The 23780-nt window shown below is 70.3% G+C and carries 22 protein-coding genes and 2 riboswitches; of the genes, 15 read left to right on the forward strand and 7 right to left on the reverse strand.

Annotated features, from left to right (window positions below; genetic code table 11):
- Positions 1 to 13: 13 nt before the first annotated feature.
- The 4 genes from I6I07_RS18170 to I6I07_RS18185 all read left to right on the forward strand — a co-directional run bounded on the left by I6I07_RS18170 (position 14) and on the right by I6I07_RS18185 (position 3352).
- On the forward strand, positions 14 to 709 hold the full coding sequence (locus I6I07_RS18170; RefSeq protein ID WP_198483143.1) for an AroM family protein: 696 nt from the start codon (positions 14 to 16) through the stop codon (positions 707 to 709).
- Positions 710 to 777: 68 nt separating this feature from the next.
- Positions 778 to 1587 carry a DinB family protein gene (locus I6I07_RS18175; protein WP_198483144.1) on the forward strand — a complete coding sequence of 270 codons (810 nt, stop codon included), beginning with the start codon at positions 778 to 780 and terminating at the stop codon, positions 1585 to 1587.
- On the forward strand, positions 1584 to 2333 hold the full coding sequence (locus tag I6I07_RS18180; protein ID WP_198483145.1) for an alpha/beta fold hydrolase: 750 nt from the start codon (positions 1584 to 1586) through the stop codon (positions 2331 to 2333). Before I6I07_RS18175 ends, I6I07_RS18180 begins: the two co-directional genes overlap by 4 nt.
- A 71-nt stretch (positions 2334 to 2404) precedes the next feature.
- The gene (locus I6I07_RS18185; protein WP_198483146.1) at positions 2405 to 3352 is read left to right on the forward strand and encodes a Dyp-type peroxidase; all 948 of its coding nucleotides are present in this window, start codon (positions 2405 to 2407) and stop codon (positions 3350 to 3352) included.
- Between the two features lie 6 nt (positions 3353 to 3358).
- Here the strand turns inward: I6I07_RS18185 and I6I07_RS18190 are convergent, their stop codons facing one another.
- Together I6I07_RS18190 and I6I07_RS18195 are read right to left on the reverse strand one after the other, a co-directional pair.
- Positions 3359 to 3805 (reverse strand): SRPBCC family protein, encoded by a 447-nt coding sequence (locus I6I07_RS18190; protein WP_198483147.1) that lies wholly within the window; start codon positions 3803 to 3805, stop codon positions 3359 to 3361.
- Positions 3806 to 3893: 88 nt separating this feature from the next.
- A complete protein-coding gene (locus tag I6I07_RS18195; protein WP_198483148.1) occupies positions 3894 to 5621 on the reverse strand; it encodes an NAD(P)H dependent flavin oxidoreductase family protein in 1728 nt (575 codons plus the stop codon).
- Positions 5622 to 5717: 96 nt separating this feature from the next.
- Here I6I07_RS18195 and I6I07_RS18200 point away from each other — a divergent pair, with 96 nt between their 5' ends.
- The 3 genes from I6I07_RS18200 (at position 5718) to I6I07_RS18210 (ending at position 9074) form a co-directional block, all read left to right on the forward strand.
- On the forward strand, positions 5718 to 7244 hold the full coding sequence (locus tag I6I07_RS18200; RefSeq protein WP_232625639.1) for a PLP-dependent aminotransferase family protein: 1527 nt from the start codon (positions 5718 to 5720) through the stop codon (positions 7242 to 7244).
- 143 nt (positions 7245 to 7387) lie between these two features.
- Positions 7388 to 8176 carry a PhzF family phenazine biosynthesis protein gene (locus I6I07_RS18205; RefSeq protein WP_198483149.1) on the forward strand — a complete coding sequence of 263 codons (789 nt, stop codon included), beginning with the start codon at positions 7388 to 7390 and terminating at the stop codon, positions 8174 to 8176.
- Positions 8177 to 8330: 154 nt separating this feature from the next.
- Positions 8331 to 9074, forward strand: a complete 744-nt coding sequence (locus tag I6I07_RS18210; protein WP_198483150.1) for a sulfite exporter TauE/SafE family protein — start codon at positions 8331 to 8333, stop codon at positions 9072 to 9074.
- On the opposite strand, the gene I6I07_RS18215 is transcribed toward I6I07_RS18210, so the two are convergent.
- Positions 9071 to 10030 carry a LysR family transcriptional regulator gene (locus I6I07_RS18215; RefSeq protein WP_198483151.1) on the reverse strand — a complete coding sequence of 320 codons (960 nt, stop codon included), beginning with the start codon at positions 10028 to 10030 and terminating at the stop codon, positions 9071 to 9073. The genes I6I07_RS18210 and I6I07_RS18215 overlap by 4 nt on opposite strands.
- 133 nt (positions 10031 to 10163) lie before the next feature.
- Here I6I07_RS18215 and I6I07_RS18220 point away from each other — a divergent pair, with 133 nt between their 5' ends.
- Both I6I07_RS18220 and I6I07_RS18225 read left to right on the forward strand, forming a co-directional pair.
- Entirely contained in the window at positions 10164 to 11396 is a 1233-nt protein-coding gene (locus I6I07_RS18220; protein ID WP_198483152.1) for an MFS transporter, read from the forward strand.
- An 87-nt stretch (positions 11397 to 11483) separates the two neighbouring features.
- The gene (locus tag I6I07_RS18225; RefSeq protein WP_054435283.1) at positions 11484 to 12416 is read left to right on the forward strand and encodes a LysR substrate-binding domain-containing protein; all 933 of its coding nucleotides are present in this window, start codon (positions 11484 to 11486) and stop codon (positions 12414 to 12416) included.
- Positions 12417 to 12758: 342 nt separating this feature from the next.
- Here I6I07_RS18225 and I6I07_RS18230 read toward each other — a convergent pair whose 3' ends face one another.
- A complete protein-coding gene (locus I6I07_RS18230; RefSeq protein ID WP_006396170.1) occupies positions 12759 to 13988 on the reverse strand; it encodes a D-amino acid dehydrogenase in 1230 nt (409 codons plus the stop codon).
- Positions 13989 to 14032: 44 nt separating this feature from the next.
- A riboswitch (glycine riboswitch) is annotated at positions 14033 to 14119 on the reverse strand.
- 1 nt (position 14120) lies between these two features.
- Positions 14121 to 14212, reverse strand: a riboswitch (glycine riboswitch).
- Positions 14213 to 14365: 153 nt separating this feature from the next.
- On the opposite strand from I6I07_RS18230, the gene ampC reads away from it, so the two are divergent.
- Positions 14366 to 15622 (forward strand): class C beta-lactamase, encoded by a 1257-nt coding sequence (gene ampC / locus I6I07_RS18235; RefSeq protein ID WP_198483153.1) that lies wholly within the window; start codon positions 14366 to 14368, stop codon positions 15620 to 15622.
- Between the two features lie 22 nt (positions 15623 to 15644).
- On the opposite strand, the gene I6I07_RS18240 is transcribed toward ampC, so the two are convergent.
- From I6I07_RS18240 to I6I07_RS18250, 3 genes are all read right to left on the reverse strand, one after another.
- Entirely contained in the window at positions 15645 to 16658 is a 1014-nt protein-coding gene (locus I6I07_RS18240) for a 3-hydroxybutyryl-CoA dehydrogenase (protein WP_198483154.1), read from the reverse strand.
- 2 nt (positions 16659 to 16660) lie between these two features.
- Positions 16661 to 17758, reverse strand: a complete 1098-nt coding sequence (locus tag I6I07_RS18245; protein WP_198483155.1) for an NAD/NADP-dependent octopine/nopaline dehydrogenase family protein — start codon at positions 17756 to 17758, stop codon at positions 16661 to 16663.
- A gap of 165 nt (positions 17759 to 17923) precedes the next feature.
- On the reverse strand, positions 17924 to 18916 hold the full coding sequence (locus I6I07_RS18250) for a helix-turn-helix domain-containing protein (RefSeq protein WP_054490201.1): 993 nt from the start codon (positions 18914 to 18916) through the stop codon (positions 17924 to 17926).
- Between the two features lie 159 nt (positions 18917 to 19075).
- On the opposite strand from I6I07_RS18250, the gene I6I07_RS18255 reads away from it, so the two are divergent.
- The 5 genes from I6I07_RS18255 to I6I07_RS18275 all read left to right on the forward strand — a co-directional run bounded on the left by I6I07_RS18255 (position 19076) and on the right by I6I07_RS18275 (position 23768).
- On the forward strand, positions 19076 to 20482 hold the full coding sequence (locus I6I07_RS18255; RefSeq protein ID WP_198483156.1) for a spinster family MFS transporter: 1407 nt from the start codon (positions 19076 to 19078) through the stop codon (positions 20480 to 20482).
- Positions 20483 to 20579: 97 nt separating this feature from the next.
- A complete protein-coding gene (locus tag I6I07_RS18260) occupies positions 20580 to 21005 on the forward strand; it encodes a CopD family protein (protein WP_035360619.1) in 426 nt (141 codons plus the stop codon).
- Between the two features lie 160 nt (positions 21006 to 21165).
- Positions 21166 to 22005: a MetQ/NlpA family ABC transporter substrate-binding protein gene (locus I6I07_RS18265; protein ID WP_198483157.1), complete on the forward strand. Its 840-nt coding sequence runs from the start codon at positions 21166 to 21168 to the stop codon at positions 22003 to 22005.
- Positions 22006 to 22024: 19 nt separating this feature from the next.
- A complete protein-coding gene (locus I6I07_RS18270) occupies positions 22025 to 23131 on the forward strand; it encodes a methionine ABC transporter ATP-binding protein (protein ID WP_198483158.1) in 1107 nt (368 codons plus the stop codon).
- Positions 23112 to 23768, forward strand: coding sequence for a methionine ABC transporter permease (locus I6I07_RS18275; RefSeq protein WP_198483159.1), 657 nt, complete (start codon positions 23112 to 23114; stop codon positions 23766 to 23768). The genes I6I07_RS18270 and I6I07_RS18275 overlap by 20 nt, the downstream gene beginning before the upstream one ends.
- Positions 23769 to 23780: the final 12 nt, after the last annotated feature.

Consider the following 23780-nt stretch of genomic DNA (forward strand, 5'->3'; position numbering starts at 1 on the left):
CCGGAGCGCCACCATGTCCGCCACGGCCAAGCTCGGCACCATCACCATCGGTCAGGCCCCCCGGCCCGACATCACGCCGATTCTCGAACGGCACCTGCCGCCCGGCACCGCCAGCGTTCACGCGGGCCTGCTGGACGGCCTGGCGCGGGACGAGATCGAACGGCGCTACGCGCCGCGGGCCGGCCAGGCCACGCTCATCACGCGGCTGCTGGACGGTTCGTCGGTGGTGGTGGACAAGGCCGCCATGCTGGCGCTGCTCAGGCAGAAGATCGCGGCGCTGGAAGCCCAGGGCTGCGCCTTCGTGCTGGTGCTGTGCACCGGCGCGTTCGACGACCTGCGCGCCGCGAGCGCGTGGCTCATCGAGCCGGACCTGATCGTCTCGCCCACGGTCGCCGCCCTGGCGGGCGCGCGGCAGGTGGGCGTGATCGTGCCGCTGGCGTCGCAGGTCGCGTCCGAGGCGCACAAGTGGCATGCGCTGCAACGCGCGCCGCTGTGCGCGGTGGCGTCGCCCTATGCCGACGACAGCGAGTCGCTGGCCGAGGCGGCGCGCGGGCTCAAGCGGCAGGGCGCCCAGGTGCTGGTGCTCGACTGCATGGGTTTCGTCGAACGCCATCGGACGGCGGCCGCGGCGGCGTGCGGCCTGCCGGTGATGCTGTCGAACGCGGTGATTGCGCGGCTGACGGCGGAGCTGCTGGCGCAGGCGGACTGATGCGCGCGTGTTGACGGCGGCTGGCTAGTAACGTATCGTTTTGCGCAGTTACTAGCCAGCTTTCGCCCATGCACTCCCGTTTCGACCGATTCCGCGCCACCCCCCTCGGGCAGCAGCTCGAGGCCCTGATCGACGAGCCCGGCCGCTACCTCGAGTACGCGGCGCTGTCGCGGGTCGGCTTGGCCGCCGTCGCGGCCATCAGCGACGACATCGAGACGGTATTTCCCGAGGTCGCGGCGGACACCACCGCGCGGCAGTTCTGCGGCGCGCTCGTGGCCGACCTGATGCGGCGCCATGGGCACGAGGTGGTGCAGGCGCGCGGCCGCGTGGCGGGCGCGATCTTCAGCTATGGCGCGGTGTTCAGCCCGCGGCCCGTGACGCTGCCGTTTGCCGGCGTCGTCGACGGCCTGGCGCGCATGCCGGACGCACTGGCCGGCCTGATGGCGCGCGTGCCCGCCGCCTGGCGCACCCGCCGGCCCGAGGGCACCGGCTTCTCGGCCACCGAACACGTCTGCCACCTGCGCGACCTGGATACCGTGTTCGCGCAGCGCATCGCGGCCATCCTGGCCGCGCCGCTGCCCCGCATCGATTCCGTCGACGGCACCGCGCTGGCGGCCGAGCGCGATTACCAGGAGCAGGACCCGGACGCCGCGCTGGCCTCGCTGCGCCGCGGCCGGGCGCAGCTGTGCGCCTCGCTGCGCAAGCTGGACGCGGCGGCGCTGGCGCGCTGCGGCCTGCGCGACGGCCTGCACCGCATGACGCTCGAGCAGATCGCGCGCGAGCTGCTGGACCACGACCGCACCCACATCCAGGAACTGGAAGAGCTGCTCGCCGAACTGGCCCCGCCGACCGCTCGCGGCGAAGGCGGCGCCGCATGAGCCGCGCGTCCGCCGCCCCGCCCGTGCTGCTGGTCCACGGCCTCATCGGCGCCTTCGACGTCGCCGCCGGCCTGCCGCGGCACGCCGCGCCGCCGCTGCTGGGCTATGGCGAACACCAGGCGACGCCGCCCGCGCGCATCTCGCTGCCGGCGCAGGTCGAGCACCTGCGCGCGTTCATCGACACGCATTTCGACGGCGTCGCGGTCGACCTGGTGGGGCATTCGGTCGGCGGCGCGGTGGCCATGCTGCTGGCGCATGCCTATCCGCAGCGGGTGCGCCGCATCGTCAATGTCGAAGGCAACTTCACCCTGGCCGACGCGTTCTGGTCGGCATCGGTGGCGCGCATGAGCGCGGCCGGGGCCGACGCCATGCTGGCGGGCTTTCGCGCCGATCCGCTCGGCTGGCTGGGCGGCGCCGTGGCCGAGCCGCGGCCGTGCTGGCACGATACCGCTCGCCGCTGGCTGGCGCAGCAGCCGGCCTCGACGCTGCGCGCCATGGCGGCCTCGGTGGTGGCGGTGACGGGCGCCCCCGCGTACCAGGACACCTTGCGGCAGGTGTTCGAGCGCCATCCGGTGTACCTGTTGTCGGGCGAGCGTTCGCATGCGGGCTGGAACGTGCCTGACTGGGCCTGGCGCGCCTGCGCCGGGCGGCAGGTGCTGGACGGCTGCGGCCACCTGATGATGCTGGAGCGGCCCGAGGTATTCGTGGCGGCGCTGCGCCACTGCCTGGGGCATGACGGCAACTGAGGCGGGCGCATCGGCTATATTGCCAGCGCCCCTTTTTTTCTCGCGGGCCGTCGCCGGCCCCACTGAATCCCATGCCCGAAAAACCCGTCGAACCGCAAGCCGTCCTCAGCCCCAACGCCCGCTACGCGATCTTCATCGTCGCCACGCTGAACCCCGGCGCCGACAACGCCGCCGCCGTGCGCGCCTGGTGTGAAGACGTCGGCAACCTGGTGCGCACCGTCGGCACGCGCGCGGTGGCGGCCGAGCTGTCCTGTGTCTGTGGCTTCGGCTCGGCCGCCTGGGACACGCTGTTCGGCGCGCCGCGGCCCGCTGGCCTGCATCCGTTCCGCGAGATCGGCACGGGCGAGCGCGTCGCCGTGTCGACGCCGGGCGACATCCTGCTGCACATCCGCGCCGAAGCCATGGACGCCTGTTTCGAGCTGGCCACCTTGCTGGTGGCCGCGCTGGGCTCGGCGGCCACGGTGGTCGATGAAGTGCACGGCTTCCGCTATTTCGACCGTCGCGCCATCATCGGTTTCGTCGACGGCACCGAGAATCCGCAGGGCTTCGAACTGCCCGGCTACACCCTGATCGGCGACGAGGACGAAGCCTTCGCCGGCGGCAGCTACGTGCTGGTGCAGAAGTACCTGCACGACATGACCGCCTGGGAAAAGCTGTCCACCGAACAGCAGGAACTCATCATCGGCCGCCGCAAGCTCACCAACGTCGAGCTGTCCGACGACGTCAAGCCGTCGTACTCGCACAGCGCCCTGACCACCCTGGAAGAGGATGGCCAGGAGATCAAGATCCTGCGCGACAACATGCCGTTCGGCCGCGCCGGCGCCGGCGAATTCGGCACCTATTTCATCGGCTACGCGCGTTCGCCCAAGCCGATCGAACAGATGCTCGAGAACATGTTCGTCGGCCGTCCGGCCGGCAACTACGACCGCCTGCTCGACTACAGCCGCGCCGTCACCGGCAGCCTGTTCTTCGTGCCGTCGGCCGAGCTGCTGGACGAACTGGCCGAACGCGAAGGCTGATCGGTCTCAGTCGGGGATCTGCGGCTCCACCAGCCGCATCAGCTGCGCCAGCGATTCCTGCCAGCCCAGGTAGCACATCTCCGGCGGAATCACCGCCGGGATGTTCTCCTGCACCACCGTCATCTCCGTGCCGCAGGAGACCTTGCGCAGCGTGATGGTGGTCTGCATCCGCCCGGGCAGGTTCGGATCGTCGAACTGGTCCGTGTAGCGGATCTTCTCGTCCGGCACCAGCTCCAGGTATTCGCCGCCAAAGTCATGGGCGTGGCCGGTGCCGAAATTACGGAACGACATGCGGTGCTTGCCGCCCACCCGGGCGTCCAGTTCATGGACCTCGCAGGTGAAGCCGTAGGGCGGCAGCCAGCGTACCACCGCGTCGGGTTCGAGGAAGGCGCGGTAGACGCGCTCCGGGGTGGTGCGCAGGACGCGATGCAGGGTCACGGTGCCAGTCGTCATGATGAATCCGCCTTTGAAGGGAAGTTGAGCGTACTGGGTCGACGTTCGAGCATCCCGCGGATCGACATGGCTGGCATGGGGATAAACCCTAGGTCGCCCGTGCGTCCGCCTCCGGCGGCGTTTCCCGCAGCAACACATCCTCATAGAAGGCGCCGATCGGCAGCGCGCGGTCGCGCACCTGGATCTCCAGCACCCAGATGCCGTCGGCGGGCACGAAATCCGCCTGCGCCAGCTGGTGCTTGCCATACAGCGCATGCGGAAAATCCGCCACGCGGTGACCCGGGATCTCGCGCACCAGCTCGCAGCCGTGCCGGCGGGCATGGTCCTCGGCGCGGTCGTACAGGGCAGCGCCGGTCAGGCCCCGCAGCCAGTCCTCGCGGGTGCGCTCGAACACCTGGCGCGCGGCCTCGGCGCAGCGCTCGCGGTCGGCGTCGGCGCCCAGCACGAACGTGTCGCCGTAGTCGCCCTCGTAGCCATCCCAGACCGGGCCGATGTCGACCACGAACACGTCCTCATCGCGCAGGCGGCGCTGGAAATCGGTGGGCTGAACCGCCGGCGATTGCGAGTCCGGGCCGAACCGCACGTAGGTGGGATGCCAGTTGTGCGAGGAGCCCATGCGGCGCAGGTGCGCGTCGGCCGCGTTGACCGCCTCGCGCGTGGTCATGCCGGGCCGCATCAGCGCGGCGATCTCGCGCACCGCGTCGCGCGAGCGGCGGCGCGCCGCGAGGATGCCGTCCAGGGTGAAGTGGCTGCCGACCCGTTCCCAGGGATGGGCGGGGGCGGCCGGCGCGCCGGCGGCGGCCGCGTCCTGCGAGGGCAGGAACGCCTCGGCGTGGAAGCGGTCGCGCGCCAGGCCGGCCGCGCCCAGCCGCTCGCGCGCCGCCCGCACCATCGCGGGGTTGCCGCAGGCGTAGACCACGGCGCCGGCCCAGTCATGGCCGGCGGCCAGGGCGGCGTCCTGCACGTGCCAGGGCCGGGCGGCGTCCGCCCCGGGCGTTTCCGACAGCACGGCGTGCCAGGCGAAGCCGGCGCCCTTGCCCTGCAGCGCATTGAGCAGCGGGCCCGCGTAGCAATCGTCCTCCGTCCGGCCGCCCCAGTAGAGCGTGACGCGCTTGAAGCGCGGGTCCCGCAACGCCTCCATCAGGATCGGGTGGATGCCGGCATAGCCGGTGCCCGTGGCCAGCAGCACCAGGTGTTCGATATCCGCCGCCCAGCCGTCGGCCGGCCAGACGCAGGCGCCTTGCGGGCCTTCCAGCGCCAGCGTATCGCCCGGCATCAGGCGCGGCAGGATGCTTTCGGTGAAGCCGCCGCCGGGCATGCGGCGAATATGGAATTCGAGCTGCGCCGGCGCGGCGGCGACGGGCACGTTGGCGATCGAGAAGGGGCGGTGGCTGCCGTCGTCCAGCAGGAAGCGCACGTGCTGGCCGGCCTGCCAGGTGAAGGCGGCGTCGCCGCGCACTTCGATGACCAGCCGGGTGACGTCGGCCGTCAGCGGCGCGCGCGACAGCACGGTGGCCTCGCGCCGCTGCATCGGCTGGGGCGGGGCCTGCCAATGCGGGAACTTCAGCGTCAGGTCGCTGGTGGCGCGGCATTGGCACATCAGCAGTTCGTCGTCGGCGGGGACGTAGGAACGCTCGTTGGGCGGCGTGATGCGTTCGTGCCGGCCGGCGGTGACCACCGCCCGGCAGGCGCCGCATTCGCCGCGCTGACAGGAAAAGGGCACGGCCGTGCCCTGGGCCAGCGCGGCGTCCAGGATCGAGGTGGCGCCATCGCAGGTGAAATGGCCGTTGGCGAGCGTGATGGTGTAGGTGGACATGGCACGGTTCCGAAAGACGGGTCGATGGGCGTAATGTAGGGATAGAATGGCTGGGTGAAATAGGGCCATTTCCATGAATATGAGCAAGCCACTTATATGAGCAAGCCACTGGTGCGCGATGCCCGGCTGGAATCCAGTCTCGACCTGCCGGTCGACCCGCCGCGCGCCGGCGAGTCCAAGCAGGCCTGGGTGTACCGGCAGATCCGCGAACGGATCCTGCGCGGCGTGCTGCCCTCGGGCGGGCGGCTGCCGTCCACCCGCGACCTGGCGGCGCGCTGGCACGTGGCCCGCTCCACGGTCGAGGCGGCCTACGACCAGTTGCGCGGCGAGGGGTATACCGCCGGCACGGTCGGCTCCGGCACCTACGTGGCGGCGGTCATCCCGGACAATTTCTTCCGCCGGGGCCTGCCGGGCGACGGCGGCGCCGCCAGCGCGCCGCGCCCGGCCGCGACGGCTGCCCGGGTAGCCGCCGTCGCGGGCGGGCCGGCCGCCGCGCCAACCGGGAGCGCCGATCCGTCGGCGCCGTCGCCGCGCCGTGAAGCGTCGTTCATGGCGCGCAGCGCCGATGCCTCTCTGTTCCCCATGGAAACCTGGCGCAAGGGCCTGATGGCCAGCGCCCAGCGCGTCACGCCGGCGCAACTGGCGCACGAGGATCCGCTGGGCTGGCATCCGCTGCGCGAGCAGATCGCCCGCTACCTGGGCGCCGCGCGCGGCATCGCCTGCGACGCCGGCCAGGTGGTGGTGCTGACCGGCATCCGCGACGGCCTGGACCTGAGCGCGCGCCTGCTGCTGACGCCGCAGGACAAGGTGCTGGTCGAGGATCCCGGCTATCTCAACGCCGAGCCGCTGTTCAGCCAGTACACGCGGCACATCGTGCCGATCGCCATCGACGAGCACGGCTTTTCGGTGGCACGCGCCCGGCGCCAGCGCGGCGCCCGGCTGGCGCACGTGACGCCGGCGCATCAGTCGCCCACCGGCGTCACCATGCCCGTGTCGCGCCGCCTGGAACTGCTGGACTGGGCCGCGCAGGCCGGCTGCTGGATCCTCGACGACGACTACGACAGCGAGTTCAGCTACGACGGCGCGCCCCTGGCGGCGCTCAAGAGCCTGGACGGCGGCGACCGCGTGATCCACTTCGGCAGTTTCAACAAGACCCTCTTCAATGCCTTGCGCATCGGTTATGCGGTGGTGCCGCGGTCGCTGGCGCCGGCGTTCGCCCGCGCGCTCTACGTCACCGGACGTTCCTGCAGCGTGATCGAGCAGATGACGCTGGCGGCATTCCTGGAGGACGGCGGTTTCGCGCGCCACGTGCGCAAGGCGCGCTCGGTGTACGCCGGCCGCCGCGACCGCGTCATGGCCATGCTGCGCGAGGCGGTGGGCCCGGCGCCGCTGCGCGTCAGCGGCGAGCAGACCGGCTTTCACCTGGTGTGGTGGCCGCCGTCCGGCTTCGACGTCGCGGCCCTGCTGGCCCGTGCCCGTGACTGGGGCGTGGGCATCCAGCCGGTCGCCGACTTCTGCCGGCGGGTGTCCTGGCCGGACGGCGTGGTCATCGGCTACAGCGCGCGGCAGGACGCCGACCTGGACCGGCTGGAGGCGCTGCTGCGCGAGGTCACGCGCCGCTAGCAGCGGGGCGTGGGACAGGCCTTGGCACAGACGGGCGCCCGCTCGCCAGGCGCGGGCGGTTTTCGTAGCAAAATGCCGCATGGCGTGTCCGCGCACGCCGCCGACTTTCACCGCATTCGATTCACCGCTTTCCAGGATCCTCCATGCCGCAACTCGATCTCTACCAGGTAGACGCCTTTTCCGCCGCGCCCTTCGGCGGCAATCCCGCCGCGGTGGTGCCGCTGGACGCCTGGCTGCCGGACGCCACCTTGCAACGCATCGCCGAAGAGAACAACCTGTCGGAAACCGCCTACGTCGTGCGCCGCGGCGACCAGTACGACCTGCGCTGGTTCACGCCCGCGGTCGAGGTCGACCTGTGCGGCCACGCCACGCTGGCGACGGCCTGGGTGCTGTTCGAGCAGCTCGGCGCCAAGGACGAGGTGCTGCGTTTCGCCACCCGCAGCGGCGAGTTGCTGGTGCGTCGCGCCGGCGATGGCCTGGCGATGGATTTTCCGGCCAGGCAGCCGGTGGCCGAGGCCGTGCCGCCCGGCCTGTTGCAGGCCTTGGGGCTGGCCGAGGCGCGGGCGCTGTACCGCACCGACGACTACCTCGTCGTGATCGACGATGAATCGCTGATCGACGGCCTCGAGCCGGACTTCGCCGCGCTGGCGGCCTTCGACGTGCGCGGCGTGGCGGTGACCGCGCCGTCCGCGCGCCACGATTTCGTGTCGCGCTGGTTCGGCCCGCGGGTCGGCGTCAACGAAGACCCGGTGACCGGTTCCGCGCACACCTCGCTGGCGCCGTACTGGGCGCAGCGGCTGGGCAAGACGGTCCTGAGCGCCGAGCAGGGCGGGGCGCGCAAGGGGCAGCTGCGCTGCGAGGTGCGCGACAACGGTCGCGTCATCATCAGCGGCCAGGCCGCCTTGTACCTGCGCGGCACGATTTTCCTCTGATGCGGCGCGGCGCCGGCCGCCATTACCGAAAACCTATCGCCTCATCAGCACTTCAAATACGCCCCGCGCCGGGGCGCGCCTAGAATCTGCCGTCACAAGATCAAGGACCGGCGCGCCTCGCGCCGCCGGTCACGACAACGAGGAGACGCAGGGCATGGATGCGGTGTGGATAGTGGCGATCGGCGCGGCCGCGGCGGGCTTCGTGCAGGGGCTGTCGGGCTTTGCCTTCGGCATGGTGGCCATGTCGTTCTGGGCCTGGGTGCTGGACCCGCGGCTGGCGGCGGCGCTGGCGGTGTTCGGCGCGCTGACCGGGCAGCTGCTGGCGGTGTTCTCGGTGCGCCGCGGCTTCAACTGGCCGCTGCTGTGGCCGTTCCTGCTGGGCGGGCTGGCCGGCATCCCGCTGGGCGTGCTGGTCCTGCCGCACCTGGACATGGACTGGTTCAAGGCGGTGCTGGGCGCGCTGCTGGCGCTGTGGTGCCCGGTGATGCTAATGGCGCAGCGCCTGCCGCGCATCGGCGGCAACCGCTGGGGCGACGGCGCGGTGGGCCTGGTGGGCGGCGTGCTGGGCGGCATCGGCGGCTTCGCCGGCAGCGTGCCGACGCTGTGGTGCACGCTGCGCGGCTTCAACAAGGACACGCAGCGCGCCGTGATCCAGAACTTCAATCTGTCGATGCTGTCGGTGACCATGGCGATCTACCTGGCCACCGGTATCGTCACGCGCGACATGGCGCCCATGTTCGCGGTGGTGGCGCCGGCCATGCTGATCCCCACGCTGCTCGGCACGCGCCTGTATATCGGCATTTCCGACGTGACGTTCCGGCGCGTGGTGCTGGGGCTGCTGACATGCTCGGGCCTGACGCTGCTGGCGTCGTCGGTGCCGCAACTGCTGGCGCGCTAGCCGGCCGGCGCGGGGCGGCCGGCCGTTCGGCCTGTCTGCGTTCCGTCCTGGCCGACCTGTTCGGCCACGAACGCCAGCAACGCCCGAGTCTTGGCGGGCACGTGGTGGCGTGACGGGTAGTAGGCATGCAGGGGAAAGCGCAGGTCGGCCCAGTCGGGGAACAGGCGCACCAGTTGTCCGGACGCCAGGTAGCGTTCGGCGCCCAGTTCGAACAGTTGGGCGATGCCCTGTCCGGCCAGGCAGGCGCTGTGGACGGTGCCGGGATCGTTCACGGTCAGCGCGCCCCGCGGCTTGACGACCAGCTGGCGGCGGCCCTGGCGGAACTCCCAGGGAAAGGTGCCGCCCGCTTCCGGCTCGCGGAACAGGATGCAGCGATGCGCGCCGTGTTCCAGGTCGCGCGGATCCTTCGGCTTGCCGAAGCGCTGCACGTAGGCGGGCGCGGCCATCGCGAAGACGCGCGTCTCGAACAGCTTGCGGGCCACCAGTGACGAGGCCTGCGGGTGGCCGAAACGCAGCGCCAGATCGAAGCCGTCGGCGACCAGGTCGCCGAGCCCTTCGCGGCAACGCAATTCCACTTCCAGTTCCGGATGGCGATCCAGGAACGCGCCGATGCCCGGACCGAGAATGAGCTGGGCAAACAGCGGATCGACATTGACGCGCAAGCGCCCGCGCACCGACCGCGCAAGGTCGACGGCGTTACCCGTCGCCTCCTCCAGCGCGCCGATCAGCGGCATCACCGTCTCATAGAAGCGGCGCCCCTCATCGGTCAGGCGTACCGAACGCGTGGTGCGCTCGAACACCCGGATGCCAAGCCGCTGCTCGAGCCGCGCGATGGCCCGGCTGACGCCCGATTGCGACATATCCACGGCCTCGGCGGCCGCGCTGAAGCTGCGGGTATCGACCACCGCCGCCATCACGTCCATGCCTTCGAGAAGTTGAGTATCGAGCGTGCGCATTGATGCTCCAGAGTCATGAATGTTATGTGTTCCATGCTATCGCAATTCGGGACCGTGAATTCCACAATCTCGCCTGTCCGGGGTTTCGGGCGCCGCCCGCCCCATTCACTTCCTTTCTCTGGTGGAACGATTCATGGAATTCACGATTAAACCCGCCGGCCCGTCCTCATCGGGCGACGGCGCGCATCCGCCGCACGGCGCCTCGCTGTCGAGGGCGCGCAGCGCCGCCGCCGTGCTGGCGCTGAGCCTGGGATGCTTTTCTTTCGTCAGCACCGAACTGATGCCGGTCGGCGTGCTGCCCGCGATGGCTTCGGGGCTGGAGGTCTCGCTGGGCGAGGCCGGCTACCTGGTGTCGTGCTTTGCCTTCGTGGTGGCGCTGACCGCGACCCCGCTGACCGGGTTGCTCGGGGCCATCAACCGCAAGGCGCTCATGGCCCTGTTGCTGGCGGTCTGCTGCCTGGGCAACCTGGTCACCTACCTGGCGCCCAGCTACGCTGTAGTGCTGGGAGGGCGGGTGCTGGTGGCCGCCGCCATCGGCGTGTTCTGGTCGACCGCGGTGGTGACTGCCGTGCACCTGGTGTCCGCCCGCAACGCGATACGGGCCACCTCGATCGTCTTTGGCGGGGTATCGCTGGCCACGGTGCTGGGCGTGCCCGCCGGCACCATCCTGGGCGAACACCAGGGTTGGCGCGCGGTGTTCGCGGCGCTGTCGATGCTGAGCCTGTGCGTGTTCGCGGTGGTGCTGTGGTCGGTGCCCGCGGTGCGGCTGTCCAGGGCGACGATACGCGGCGCGATGCGCGGCATCCTCAGGAGCCGGGCCTTGCTCGCGGTGTTCGGCGCGACCGCGCTGATCGTCACCGGCAATTTCCTGGCGTACACCTACATCGCGCCCTATCTCGAACAGGTCGCACGGCAGTCGCCGGCCGACATCAGCCTGATGTTGTTGCTGTATGGCGCGGCCGGCGTGCTGGCCAATTTCGCGATTGCGCCATTGGCCGCGCGCGCGCTGCGCGCCAGCCTGGCGCTCGTCACCGCGATGCTGGCCGCCAGTCTGCTGGCCATGCACCTGGCGATCGACAGCCACGCGGCCATGGCCGCCATGATGGTGCTGTGGGGCGCGGCCTACGGGGCGCTGCCGGTGCTGTTGCAGACGTCCGTCTTCAATGGCGCCGCGCGGATCGAGGGCGGGGCGGATGGCGCCACCTCGATCAACGTCGCGGTCTTCAATGCGGCCATCGGCCTGGGCGCGCTGGTCGGCGGGCTGCTCATCAACGGGGCGGGTCCCGCGCGCATTCCGGTCGCGGCGGGCGCGTTTGTCGTGGCGGGGCTGGCGCTGGTCATCGCCAGCGGCCGGCGGGCCGCCTGATCTTCAAGCTTCGCGAGGGCTGCCGGATTGACCGCACCAGGCACGGCGGGCTATGTTCGCCGGAACATCAAATCCGGCTTGAAGATCATGAACCCTTCCCGCATGCTGCCCGGCACGCGCGCCCTGCGGACTTTCGAGGCCGCGGGGCGGCTGCTCAACTTCACCCGCGCCGCGGACGAGGTGGGCCTGACGCCCGCGGCGGTCAGCTATCAGATCAAGGAAATCGAGGACCAGCTGGGCCTGGTGCTGTTCACCCGCAGCAGCCGCAGCATCCAGCTGACGCCGGCCGGCGCGGTCCTGCTGGAAGCCGCCGCCGACGCGCTCGATGGATTGCGGCGCGCGGTCGGCCGCGCCCAGCGCATGGCGCGCGGCGCCGGCCACCTGCGCCTGTCGCTGGAGGCGCGCTTCGCCACTCATTGGCTATTGCCGCGCCTGGCGCGCTTTCGAGCGGCCCATCCGGGCCTGGAACTGACGTTCGACATCAGCGACCAGGTGCGCGATTTCGAGGTGGACGACATCGACGCCGCGATCCGCTTCGGCGCGGGCCGCTACCCGGGTACGCGGGCCGACCGCCTGTTCGCCACGACGCTGGCGCCGATCGCCAGTCCCGCCTTGCTCGCCAGCGGACCCGCCATCGCCTCGCCGCGCGACCTGGCGCACTATCCCTTGTGTCACGTCGATTGCGTGGCCGAGGGCATGGTCTGGCCGGACTGGCGGATGTGGCTGGCGGCGGCCGGCGTGGCGGACGTCGACGCCAGCCGCAGCCTGGCCTTTCCGGATTCCAGTCATGTGGCGCAGGCGGCGCTGGACGGCAGCGCCGTCGGCCTGCTGGAACCGGCCATGGTCGAGGCCGATCTGGCTCGCGGACGGCTGGTCAGGCTGTTCGATATCGACGTCGGCATGGCGCCGGACTTCGCTTATTACCTGGTCTATCCGCAAGGCAGCGCGGAGGATGCGCGGGTGCTGGCGTTGCGGGATTGGCTGCGCCAGGAAGCCGGGACGTTGGACCTGGTGCGGTGACGACGTTCACGAGCGTTCAATCCTCGTCGTTTTCGTCCATGTCATCCAGTCGGGCAAAGACTGCTTTTGCAGGAGACGTTCGGCCTGCCTCGATTTCCTGTTGTCCTTGCAAGAGGATTTGAAGGAGCGCTTGGGCTTGCTCTTGCAGGGGTTCGAGGTGGATATCGTCAGGCATTATCGTGACGCTGCGTTGAGGTCTTGGGGGCAGTTGTCCGTGAATCGCAGGCGGACAAGATGCGACGGGCGAGTTTGGGGCTGCCCATCGCCTTGTCATTGGCAGCCGCGAGCTTACAACGGCCTCATGACCGTTCCAAGCGCCTGCAGGTAGCCTTCAGTCTGACATCAAGGCAGCGCCACCGCCTCCCTGACGCTCGCCGCCAGCATCTGCGCCGTCGCCGCCGACAGCGTCCAGCCCAGGTGTCCGTGGCCGGTGTTGTAGAAGACGCCCGGTCGCTTGCCCGGGCCGACGCGCGGCATCATGTCGGGCATCATCGGCCGCAGGCCGCACCACGGCACCACGCGCGCGGTGCGCACGCCGGGGAAATGGCGGCGGGTCCAGTCCACCAGGGGCTGGATGCGTTCGGCGCGGATGTCCAGGTTGAAGCCGTTGAACTCGGCGGTGCCGGCCACGCGGAAGCGCTCGCCCAGGCGGCTGGTGACGATCTTGGCGGCCTCGTCCAGCAGGCTCACGGTGGGCGCGGCCGCCTGGCTCGCGGCGTCGTCCAGGTGCACGCTGATCGAATAGCCCTTGACCGGGTAGATGTTCAGGCGGTCGCCCAGTTGCCGCGCGAACTGGCGGCTGGCGGCGCCGGCGCAGACCACGATGGCGTCGGCCTCGTGCTGTTCGCGCCGCGCGCCGTCCTCGCGCGCCACGTCCAGCACGTAGGGCAGGCCGTCGCGGCTGATGGCGCGGATGTCGGCATCCTGTTCGAAACGCACGCCGCGCCGCAGGCACGCCTGCGCCAGGCCGCTGGTGAATTTGTGGATGTCGCCGGTGGCGTCGGACGGCGTGTAGAAGCCGCCGTGGCAGGGCGTGCTCAGCGTCGGTTCGATGCCGCGGATTTCCTCCGGCGTGACGGCGTGCCGCTCCAGCCCGCCCTCGCGCAGCAGCGCGTTGGCGCGGCGCGCGGTCTCGAAGCTGGCGGCGTCGTGATAGATGTGCAGGATGCCGCGGCGTTGCAGGTCGAAGTCGATGCCTTCCTCGACCGCCATGGCGTACAGGTGCTCGCGCGCCTCGATCGCCATGCGGGTGGTGGCGATGGTGTTCTGGCGGTAGTTGCGGATCTGCCCCATGAACTGGGCCAGCCACGAATACTTGTGCCAGCTCGGCCGCGGGTTGAGCAGCAGCGGCGCGTTGTGGCGGCCGAGCCAGCGCAGGCCCTTCATGACGGTGGCGGCGCTGTTCCAGACTTCGGCGTTGCTGGCGGACAGCTGGCCGCCGTTGGCGTAGGAGGTCTCCATGGCGGGATAGCGTTGGCGGTCGTAGACGGTGACGTCGTAGCCCAGTTTGCTCAAGGCGTAGGCGGACGTGACGCCGGTGATACCGGCGCCGATGATGGCGATGCGGGGCATGATGGCTCCAGATGGCATGGCCACGACCCAACGGCCGCGGCACCCCATCTGTCTCTGTACCTGAGAGCTTCACCCGCGCGCGGTGGCGCGGGTTCCCCTTCGGTGGGCGCCAGGCGCCTCTCTCCAGATTGTCTAGACCGCGCAGTCCTGTTGCCTGAGAGTTTCCGGGGCGGTTGCTCCGTCGGCGCCCGCCACGGGGGACGGGACTCTTCTGCGGGGTTTTGAATCGACGAAACCGAGAATAGCCAAAATTCGTCGCGCGCGGCACTCAGGGTTAATACCAGGGTGGCGCGGGATTGGCTCTACACTGGGCGCCGACCCGCCGGCACGCGCCGGCCAAGAAAACGATAGGACGATCTCGCATGCGCGCTCCGGCAATGCCTCGTGTTTCCCCGCGGTCCACGACCCCTGCGTTGGCCCTGACCCTGGCCCTGAGCCTGATGCTGGCCGGCGCCGCCTCGGCCGGTCCGGCCGCGACGCCGGCCGCCTCCCCGGCCGCCGGCGCACAGGCGCCCGCCGCCAGGTCATCCACGGCGCCGGCTGCCGCACCCGCCAAGGCCGATCGCGCCACGGCCGCCGTCGACGCCGCGGTGGCCGACGTCATGCGCCAGTACGGCATCGCCGGCATGGCCATCGGCGTCAGCCGCGACGGCGAGCAGCGCTTCTTCAACTACGGCGACGCCTCGCGCGCGCCGCGCCGCGCGGTCTCCAGCGACACGCTGTTCGAGCTGGGCTCGATCAGCAAGACCTTCACCGTCACGCTGGCCGCCTACGCGCAGGCCACGGGGCGCCTGTCGCTGGCCGACAGCCCGGCCAAGTGGGTGCCCGAGCTGCAAGGCAGCGAATTCGCCAAGCTGACGCTGGTGAACCTGGCCACGCACACCGCCGGCGGTTTCCCCTTGCAGGTGCCGGACGCGGTGCAGACCATGGCGCAGCTGATGGACTACCTGAAGGCCTGGACGCCGCAATACGCGCCCGGCACGCGGCGCACCTACGCCAATCCCGGCATCGGCATGCTGGGCGTGGTGGCGGCGCGCGCGCTGGGCGAGCCCTACGTGGTGGCGATGGAGCAGCGGCTGCTTCCCAAGCTGGGCCTGCGCGACACCTACCTGGAAGTGCCGCCGCGCAAGATGCCCGACTACGCCCAGGGCTACGACAAGCAGGACGCGCCGGTGCGCGTGAATCCGGGCGTGCTGGCCGACGAGGCCTACGGCGTGAAGTCCAGCGCCCGCGACATGCTGCGCTTCGTCGAGATCAACCTGGGCACCGCGCCGGTCGATGCCACGCTGCAGCGCGCCATCGCCGAGACCCACACCGGCTATTACCAGCTGGGCGCGATCACGCAGGACCTGATCTGGGAGCAGTACCGCTATCCGGTGTCGGTGGACGATCTGGTGCACGGCAATTCCGCCAAGGTTTCGTTCGAAACCCTGCCGGTCCAGGCGCTGCAACCGCCGCTGGCGCCGCAGCAGGCGGTGTGGATCAACAAGACCGGCGCCACCAATGGCTTCGGCGCCTACGTGGCGTTCGTGCCGTCGCGCAAGCTCGGCATCGTGATCCTGGCCAACCGCAACTATCCCAACGAGGCGCGGGTGCGGCTGGCGTTGCGCCTGCTCAAGGCGCTGGCGCCGTAAAGGCCGCGCCCGCCGCCGGCCTTCATGATCCGACGGTTGCGGCTGCTTCGCCGGCCGTCCTGGCGCCATCGAACTTCGGCAGCAACCCCATGATCTCCAGCCGCGCGCACAGCTCGCCCAGCCGCCGCAGCTTGTACGCCTCCACGTCCACGCCGGCATAGTCGTAGAAGCCTTGGCCCTCGCGCAGGCCGTTGCGCCCCTGTTCCATGTTGCGTTCGATGATGGCCGGGGCCGCGAAGCGCGGATCGAGCGCGCCGGACAGGTAGCGCGAGGCGTAGTAGAGGATGTCGCCGCCGCCCCAGTCGATGAATTCCAGCAGTCCCAGCACCGAGAAGCGCAGGCCGAAGCCCAGCCGCACGGCGGTGTCGATGTCCTCGGCGCTGGCCACGCCTTCCTCGACCATGCGGGCGGCCTCGTTCATGGCCAGGGCCTGGATGCGCGGCACGATGTAGCCGGCCGCCGGGGCGCATTGCACCGGCGTTTTGGCCGCCAGGCGCAGCACCGCCAGCAGCGCCTGCAGGGCCGCGTCGGAGGTCTGCGGGCCGCGGCTCACCTCCACCAGCGGGATCAGGTAGGCGGGGTTGAGCCAGTGCGCGTTGAGGAAGCGGCCGGGCTCGCGCACCATGCCGGCCAGCTCGGTGACCAGGAAGGTCGAGGTGGTGGAGGCGATGACGCTGTCCGCCGCGCAGACCTGGCCGAGCCAGGCGAAGGTGTCGCGCTTGATGTCCAGTTGTTCGGGTACCGCCTCGAACACCACGCGGGCGCGGGCCAGGTCGGCCACGGCGTCCTCGCGCGCCACCAGGCGCACGCGGCCCAGCGCGGTGTCGGCCTGGGCGTCGTCCAGCAGGCCCAGCCGCACCAGGGTGCCCAGTTCGCGCCGCAGTCCGCCCAGCACGCGGGCGAAGGTCTCGGCCCGCTCGCCGCGCGCGCGCGGCTTGATGTCGATCAGCGTGACCTCCAGTCCGGCATGCAGGTACGACAGGGCGATGCCCATGCCCATGCGGCCGGCGCCGATCACGCACAAGGTCCGGTCCATGGTCAGCATCCTTGCGCGAGCAGCGCGGCCATGTCGGCGCGCGACAACGTGTCCAGCCCCAGCGCTTCCAGCGTGCGGCCCTCGGCGTACAGGTCGCGGCCGGCGACGGCCGACGCCACGCTCAGCAGGCCCTGCGCCACCGGCGTGGGCACGCCGGCCCAGCGGCCGGTCGACACCAGGAACGACAGGCCCAGGCGCGTGTCTTCCAGCATGTAGCGGTGCGTGCCCAGGTCGATGGTTTCGCGCCAGTCGCCGCTGTCGGTCAGCTTGCCGTGGGCGCCGCGGCCGTACATCCATTCGTCGCCCTCGCTGGCGTAGTGGTCGGCCAGCGGAAAGTGCGGCGCGGCGTAGCCGAGCGCGGCGCGGATGGCGACGCGTTCGGCGTCCAGCGCGTCGGTCACGCGGCGGATCGACGGCTGCGTGCCTTCGTTGTGGATGTCCCAGCGCTCGAAGTGTTCGAGTGGACCGGCGTTCATCAGGATCAGCGGCGGATGGATCACCGGGCCGGCGTTCATCAGGGCGCCCGACAGCGCGTCCTCGATCGGCTCGACGCTGGGGTAGGCCCGCGCCAGCGTCTCGAACGCGGGGCCGGCCAGACGGCGGGGAAAAACGCCGGTGGGCAGGCGGGTGGCGTAGGCGCTGATGACGACGCGGTCGCCGTGCTTGCGCGCCAGATAGGGCAGCGTTCCGGTCTCGGCGAAGGCGACCTCGGCGCGGTTGCCGGCGTCCTTCAGGGCGCGGGCGAACAGATAGCTGCCGAAGGTGCCGGGCGGCAGGAACACCACCTGGCCGCCGCGCAGGTGCGGCGCCAGTTCGGGCGCCAGCGCGGCGTGCGTGGTCGACGGCAGCGGAATCACCAGCAGCGCCGCGTCCTCGGTGGCGCTGGCCAGGTCGGCGGCCAACGCGATCTGGCCGGGCGCGTCGCCCAGCGCGATGCGGCGCGTGCCGCGATAGTCGGTGACTTCCAGCGCGCCAGCGCGGCGCAGGCCGTCGAAGGCCGCGCCGTCGCGGCGCCACAGGCGCACCTGGTGTCCCTTTTCCGCCAGGTCGGCGGCCGCCGCGTAGCAGCCGTGGCCGCCTCCAATAACACCGATGCGCATAATCAAGCTCCTTCGAGAGAGCTTCGATGCTATCGACGGCGCGCGGGCGAGGCTGCGCCGCACGCGCAAGTTGCATACGGAATCGGCAACGAAATCGGCGCGGGCGGGCGCGGCGCCGTCATGCCGCGATGCGGGGAGGGGCCGCGCGGCGTGTCGCCGCGCGCGTCAACAGGCGCGGGCGCGGCGCTGCCTGAGCGTCTCGGACGGCAGGCAGCCGTAGCGCTTGCGGTAATGCGTGGCGAAGTGGCCGAAGCTGGTCACGCCGCAGCGCAGCAGGATGTCGGTGACGCTGTCGCCGTCGCGCGCCTCGGCCAGCGCCGCGTGCGCCCGCGCCAGGCGGCGGTTGCGCAGGTAGTCGCTGGGGCTCTGCTTGAGGAACTGGGTGAAGCCGTTCTGCAGCGTGCGGATCGAGACGCCGCAATGGGCCGCCAGGTCGGGCAGGGCGATGGGGGCGTCGATGTGGTCTTCGATGTAGTCGCGCGCCCGCCGCACGTGCAGCGGCAACGGCTGGCGGCGGTCGGCGCGCAGGGCCTCGGAGTAATTGTGCGGCAGCTGCATCAGCAGCAGCGACGCCAGGTAATCGGAAAAGCCCGCCGCCAGCGTCTGCGTCACACCCTCGATGGCCGGATGCCGGTACAGCCGGCACAGGTAGTCCAGCGTCTCCTGCACCGCGGCCAGGCCGGGCGAGCCGGGCGCGGCTTCCAGGTCGAACACCAGCGCCTGCCGCAGGGGGCGCTCCAGCAGCTGCTGCAATTGCCGTTCCAGCGCTTCGCGCTCGATGCGCAGGATCAGGCTGCGGCAGTCCTGGCCGATGCGCAGGATGCTGCGTTCGGACGGCGACGAGATGGTCAGGCCGCCCTCGCGCAGGGCGGCGCTGCGCTTGCCCAGCGTGACCTCGCCCGCGCCTTGCAGCGTGACGCGCACCAGGTAGTAGCGGGCGATGTCGCCGGCGTCGATCTCGACCTCGGCGCCGTAGTGCAGGTCGAACAGCGCGGCGCTGCCGAAGAACACGCCGTACAGGCGCGATTGCAGCGGCTCGCCCGGGGCCACGCACATGCGGTGCGACCACAGGTGCTGGCTGACCTGGTCGGTGATTTCGGAGACATTGCCCGAATCCAGCAGGCAATGGCGTTGCAGCGGATAGGTATCGTGGAACATGCTTTCCTGCGCCCCGGGAATAGCCGTTGCGCGCCCGGTATAGAGCCGGCCGGCGCAAAGGCCTACAACAGATGCAGCCATCGAAATGGCGAACCAGACAGCGGGACGCCGCCGCCCTGACGCGGATGGCGCGATCCCGCTGCGATACAAGGGAAAAACATGACGGGCGATACCGGAAACGACGCGGCGCAAAAGCGCTATGCCTACGAGTGGTATGTCGTCCTGATCTGCATGCTAGCGTACATATTTTCGTTCGTCGACAGGCAGATCCTGGCCCTGATGATCGAGCCCATCAAGCGCGATCTGCAGCTCTCGGATACGCAGTTCAGCCTGCTGCACGGGCTGGCCTTTTCGCTGTTCTACGCCTTCATGGGCATCCCGATCGCGCTGCTGGCGGACCGCTATTCGCGGCCCCGCATCATCGCCATCGGCGTGGCCTTCTGGAGCGTGGCGACGGCCGCCTGCGGCCTGTCGAAGAACTTCGGCCAGATGTTCCTGGCGCGCATCGGCGTGGGCGTCGGCGAGGCCGCGCTGTCGCCGGCCACGTATTCGATGCTCAGCGACATGTTTCCGCGCCACAAGCTCGGCCGCGCGGTGGGTATCTATTCGATCGGCTCGTTCATCGGCGGCGGCCTGGCGTTCCTGATCGGCGGCTACGTCATCGACCTGCTCAAGAGCGTGGACAGCGTGCACGTGCCCGGGGTGGGCGAACTGCGGCCGTGGCAGGTGACGTTCTTCATCGTCGGCCTGCCCGGCGTGCTGGTGGCGCTGCTGATCCTGCTGACCGTGCGCGATCCGCAGCGCAAGGGCCTGCGCCACGACGCCAGCGGCCGCGTGCAGAAACCCACGGCGGGCGAAGTGTTCCGCTTCCTGGGGCGCCATCGCGGCACGTTCTGCTGCCACTACCTGGGCTTCTCGTTCTACGCCATGATCCTGTTCTGCCTGCTCGGCTGGACGCCGGCCTTCTACATGCGCAAGTTCGGCATGTCGCCGGTGGAGGCGGGCTACATGCTGGGCACGGTGGTGCTGGTGGCCAACACCGCCGGCGTGTTCTGCGGCGGCTGGTTGATGGACTGGCTGGCGCGGCGCGGCTACAGCGACGCGCCGCTGCGCGCCGGCGTCATCGGCGCGATCGGCATGGCGCTGCCGGCCGTGGCCTTCACCCTGGTGGACGGGCTGTGGCTGTCGGTGGGCCTGCTGCTGCCGGCGATGTTCTTCGCCTCGTTCCCGATGCCGACTTCGACCGCGGCCATGCAGATCCTGCCGCCGAACCAGCTGCGGGCCCAGGTGTCGGCGCTGTTCCTCTTGATCTCCAACCTGGTCGGGCTGGGCCTGGGCACCACGGCGGTGGCGCTGCTGACCGACCGCCTGTTCCACGACCCGGCGGCGGTGGGGCATTCCATGTCGCTGTTGATCGGCGTGGCCACGCTGGCCTGCATCGGCCTGCTGGCGGCCGGCTGCGGCAAATACCGCCGCAGCCTGGCGCGGGAAGAGGGCGAGCGTGCCACCGAAACGGCGACAGCGGTGCCGGCGCCGGCCCGCGCGCCGGCCGGGCAGACGCCGTGAGGCGGAACCTGGGCGCCGGCCTGGGCCTTTGTCCTGGCGCAAACCTGTCGGACCCATGCCTGCCCCGCGGCGCGCCGGTCCGGCGATAATCGCGCGCATGACCTACCAATTACTCAAAATGCTGCATGTCGCCGCCGTGGTCGCATGGCTGGGCGGCTCCCTGTTCGTGTCGCTGTTCCTGCTGTCGTCGCAACCGCCCGACAGCGACGAGGCGCCCAAGGAACGCAAGATGCTGGGCGCGCTGCGCCGCTGGACGCTGTGCGTGACCACGCCGGCGATGGTGCTGGCCTGGCTGGTCGGCCTGCACCTGGCGGTGACCTTCGGCTGGTTCGCGATGACCTGGATCTGGATCAAGATCGCGCTGGCGCTGGTCCTGTCGGGCCTGCTGGGCGTGCAGAGCGCCGCCTTGCGCCGCCAGTCCCAGGGCAGCGCGAAGCGCGCGCCGCTGGTCGACCTGTACGCGCCGCTCACGGTGGTCGCCGCGGCGGTCATCGTGACGCTGGTGGTGGTCAAGCCGTTCTGAGGTATGGCGCGGCGTGACCATGGGGCGCCGCCACTTATGCGCCGGCGCCATATCCAAACACCCCTGTAATAACGACTCAACCAACTATTCGTTCGCGCGCGCAGGGGCCATCCCTAGAATCGTCTGCTCATAACCGTATCGACTGAGAGGCGATTTCCATATGACTCCCCGTACTTACACCGCCCGCGCGGGCACGTTGGCCAAGGCCCTGCTGGGCGCCGTGCTGGCCGCCGCCGCCATGTTCCACGGGCCGGCTTTCTCCGCCGATCCCAAGCCGCTCAAGGTCGGCGTCCGCGGCGGCGTCGACGAGCAGATCTGGGAAGTGGTGGCGCAGGTCGCCAAGAAGAACGGCCTGGCCGTCGAGCCGGTCGTCATCACCGGCACCGCCAGCCCCAACGAGGCGCTCAACAACGGCGATCTGGACGCCAACGCGTTCCAGCACATCCCGTTCCTGAACGACCAGATCAAGCAGCGCGGCTACAAGCTGGTGTCGGTCGCCAATACGCTGATCTCGCCCATTGCCTTCTATTCGAAGAAGTACAAGTCGCTGCAGGCCCTGCCCGAGGGCGCCAAGGTCGGCATCCCCAACGATCCCAGCAACCAGACCCGCGCGCTGGTGATCCTGCGCGACCAGGGCCTGATCACGCTCAAGGACGGCTTCGACCCGGCCACGGGCACCGCCACGCTGGCCGACGTGACCGCCAACCCACGCAAGCTCGACTTCGTCGAAAGCGCCTCGGTGGTGCTGGCGCGCTCGCTGCCCGACGTCGACACCGCCGCCATCGTCAACAGCTTCGCCTACCAGGCCGGGCTGATCGCCACGCGCGACGGCATCGCGGTCGAGAAGAAAGAGAACAACCCGTACGTCAACATCATCGCCGTGCGCGAGAAAGACAAGAACGCGCCCTGGGTGCCGGAGCTGGTCAAGGCCTACCACTCCGAGGAAGTGCGCCAGTTCATCCTGAGCAAGTACGAAGGCTCGGTCATCCCGGTCTTCTGAGTTCGCTCGGGAACACAGCATGATGCAACACGAAATCCCCCTGGCGGATCCGGCCCTGCGGCCCGCCGCCGACGCGGCGCCGGACGCCCACATCGTTTTCGACGGACTGCAGAAACGCTACCAGGGCCCGCAGGGCACGGTAACGGCGCTGGCCGATATCTCCTTTTCCATCGGGCGCGGCGAGGTGTTCGGCATCATCGGCCGCAGCGGCGCCGGCAAGTCGACCCTGCTGCGCTCGATCAACATGCTGGAGCGGCCCAGCGCCGGCCACGTGCGGGTCGACGGCGTGGACGTCGGCAGCCTGGACGAGGACGCGCTGGTCGGCCTGCGGCGCCGCATCGGCATGATCTTCCAGCACTTCAACCTGCTGTCGGCCAAGACGGTGGCGCAGAACGTGGCCTTGCCGCTGCGCGTCGCGGGCGTCAAGCCGGCCGAGGCGCGCGCCAAGGTCGCCGCGCTGCTGGACCTGGTCGGGCTGCGCGACAAGGCCGACACCTATCCGTCCAAGCTGTCCGGCGGCCAGAAGCAGCGCGTGGGCATCGCCCGCGCGCTGGTGCATGACCCGGAAATCCTGCTGTGCGACGAAGCCACTTCCGCGCTCGACCCGGAAACCACGCAGTCGATCCTGGCGCTGCTGCGCGACATCAACCGCAAACTGGGCCTGACCGTGGTGCTGATCACGCACGACATGGCGGTGATCCGCGAGGTCTGCCACCGGGTGCTGGTGCTGGATGGCGGGCGCAATGTCGAGCACGGCGAAGTCTGGCGCGTCTTCGGCAATCCGCGGGCCGACGCCACCCAGGCCTTGCTGCGGCCGTTGCAGCACGACCTGCCGGCCGACCTGGCGGCGCGGCTGGTGCCGGACCTGGCGGGCCGCCCGGGCGTGGCGGTGCTGCGGCTGCGCTTCACCGGCCAGGGCCGGCCGCAAGGGGTGTCGCTGCAGGCGCTGGCCGCGCTGGGGCCGGGCGCGACGCTGCTGCATGGCGGGCTGGACCGCCTGCGCGGCCATGCCCAGGGCAGTTTGCTGGTGTCGGTGCCCGCCGCCGTTCTACAGGAAGAGGCCGCGCGCGCCGCGCTGGTGGCCGATCAGATCAAGGTGCTGGGTTATGTCGCTGCCGATGCTTGATAAATACCTGCAGGCGTTCCTGCAGACGCTGGCCATGGTGAGCGTGTCCGCGGTCATCGCGATCGCCGCCGGCCTGACGCTGGCGGTGGTGCTGACCGTCACGGCGCCGGGCAACCTGTATCCGCGGCCGCGCCTGAACAAGGCGCTGTCGATCACGGTGAACACGTTCCGCGCCATCCCTTTCATCATCCTGCTGGTGGCGATGCTGCCGCTCACGCGCATGCTGGTCGGCACCACGCTCGGCACCTGGGCCGCGATCGTGCCGCTGTCGGCCAACCTGGTGCCGTTCTTCGCGCGCATCGCCCAGGTCAGTCTGAACGACGTCGACCACGGCCTGGTGGAAGCCGCCCGCGCCATGGGCTGCCGCCGCTGGCACATCGTGCGCCATGTGCTGCTGCCCGAGGCCCTGCCGGGCATCATCGGCGGCATGACCGTCAGCGTCATCGCCATGATCAACGCCTCGGCCATGGCTGGCGCCGTGGGGGCCGGCGGCCTGGGCGACCTGGCCATCCGCTACGGCTACGAACGCTATGAAACCCGCGTGATGTTCGAAGTGATCGTGATCCTGATCGCGCTGGTCTCGATCGTGCAATTCACCGGCGAATGGCTCTCGCGCCGCGCCGACCACAAGCGTTGACGGCGGGCGCTG

Origin of the sequence: Achromobacter deleyi, assembly GCF_016127315.1 — a bacterium.
GTDB classification, from domain to species: domain Bacteria; phylum Pseudomonadota; class Gammaproteobacteria; order Burkholderiales; family Burkholderiaceae_B; genus Achromobacter; species Achromobacter insuavis_A.

Coding starts and splice junctions, on each gene's coding strand:
- I6I07_RS18170 (WP_198483143.1), top strand. CDS start 14: ATGTCCGCCACGGCCAAGCTCGGCACCATCACCATCGGTCAGGCCCCC.
- I6I07_RS18175 (WP_198483144.1), top strand. CDS start 778: ATGCACTCCCGTTTCGACCGATTCCGCGCCACCCCCCTCGGGCAGCAG.
- I6I07_RS18180 (WP_198483145.1), top strand. CDS start 1,584: ATGAGCCGCGCGTCCGCCGCCCCGCCCGTGCTGCTGGTCCACGGCCTC.
- I6I07_RS18185 (WP_198483146.1), top strand. CDS start 2,405: ATGCCCGAAAAACCCGTCGAACCGCAAGCCGTCCTCAGCCCCAACGCC.
- I6I07_RS18190 (WP_198483147.1), bottom strand. CDS start 3,805: ATGACGACTGGCACCGTGACCCTGCATCGCGTCCTGCGCACCACCCCG.
- I6I07_RS18195 (WP_198483148.1), bottom strand. CDS start 5,621: ATGTCCACCTACACCATCACGCTCGCCAACGGCCATTTCACCTGCGAT.
- I6I07_RS18200 (WP_232625639.1), top strand. CDS start 5,718: ATGAGCAAGCCACTGGTGCGCGATGCCCGGCTGGAATCCAGTCTCGAC.
- I6I07_RS18205 (WP_198483149.1), top strand. CDS start 7,388: ATGCCGCAACTCGATCTCTACCAGGTAGACGCCTTTTCCGCCGCGCCC.
- I6I07_RS18210 (WP_198483150.1), top strand. CDS start 8,331: ATGGATGCGGTGTGGATAGTGGCGATCGGCGCGGCCGCGGCGGGCTTC.
- I6I07_RS18215 (WP_198483151.1), bottom strand. CDS start 10,030: ATGCGCACGCTCGATACTCAACTTCTCGAAGGCATGGACGTGATGGCG.
- I6I07_RS18220 (WP_198483152.1), top strand. CDS start 10,164: ATGGAATTCACGATTAAACCCGCCGGCCCGTCCTCATCGGGCGACGGC.
- I6I07_RS18225 (WP_054435283.1), top strand. CDS start 11,484: ATGAACCCTTCCCGCATGCTGCCCGGCACGCGCGCCCTGCGGACTTTC.
- I6I07_RS18230 (WP_006396170.1), bottom strand. CDS start 13,988: ATGCCCCGCATCGCCATCATCGGCGCCGGTATCACCGGCGTCACGTCC.
- ampC (WP_198483153.1), top strand. CDS start 14,366: ATGCCTCGTGTTTCCCCGCGGTCCACGACCCCTGCGTTGGCCCTGACC.
- I6I07_RS18240 (WP_198483154.1), bottom strand. CDS start 16,658: ATGGACCGGACCTTGTGCGTGATCGGCGCCGGCCGCATGGGCATGGGC.
- I6I07_RS18245 (WP_198483155.1), bottom strand. CDS start 17,758: ATGCGCATCGGTGTTATTGGAGGCGGCCACGGCTGCTACGCGGCGGCC.
- I6I07_RS18250 (WP_054490201.1), bottom strand. CDS start 18,916: ATGTTCCACGATACCTATCCGCTGCAACGCCATTGCCTGCTGGATTCG.
- I6I07_RS18255 (WP_198483156.1), top strand. CDS start 19,076: ATGACGGGCGATACCGGAAACGACGCGGCGCAAAAGCGCTATGCCTAC.
- I6I07_RS18260 (WP_035360619.1), top strand. CDS start 20,580: ATGACCTACCAATTACTCAAAATGCTGCATGTCGCCGCCGTGGTCGCA.
- I6I07_RS18265 (WP_198483157.1), top strand. CDS start 21,166: ATGACTCCCCGTACTTACACCGCCCGCGCGGGCACGTTGGCCAAGGCC.
- I6I07_RS18270 (WP_198483158.1), top strand. CDS start 22,025: ATGATGCAACACGAAATCCCCCTGGCGGATCCGGCCCTGCGGCCCGCC.
- I6I07_RS18275 (WP_198483159.1), top strand. CDS start 23,112: ATGTCGCTGCCGATGCTTGATAAATACCTGCAGGCGTTCCTGCAGACG.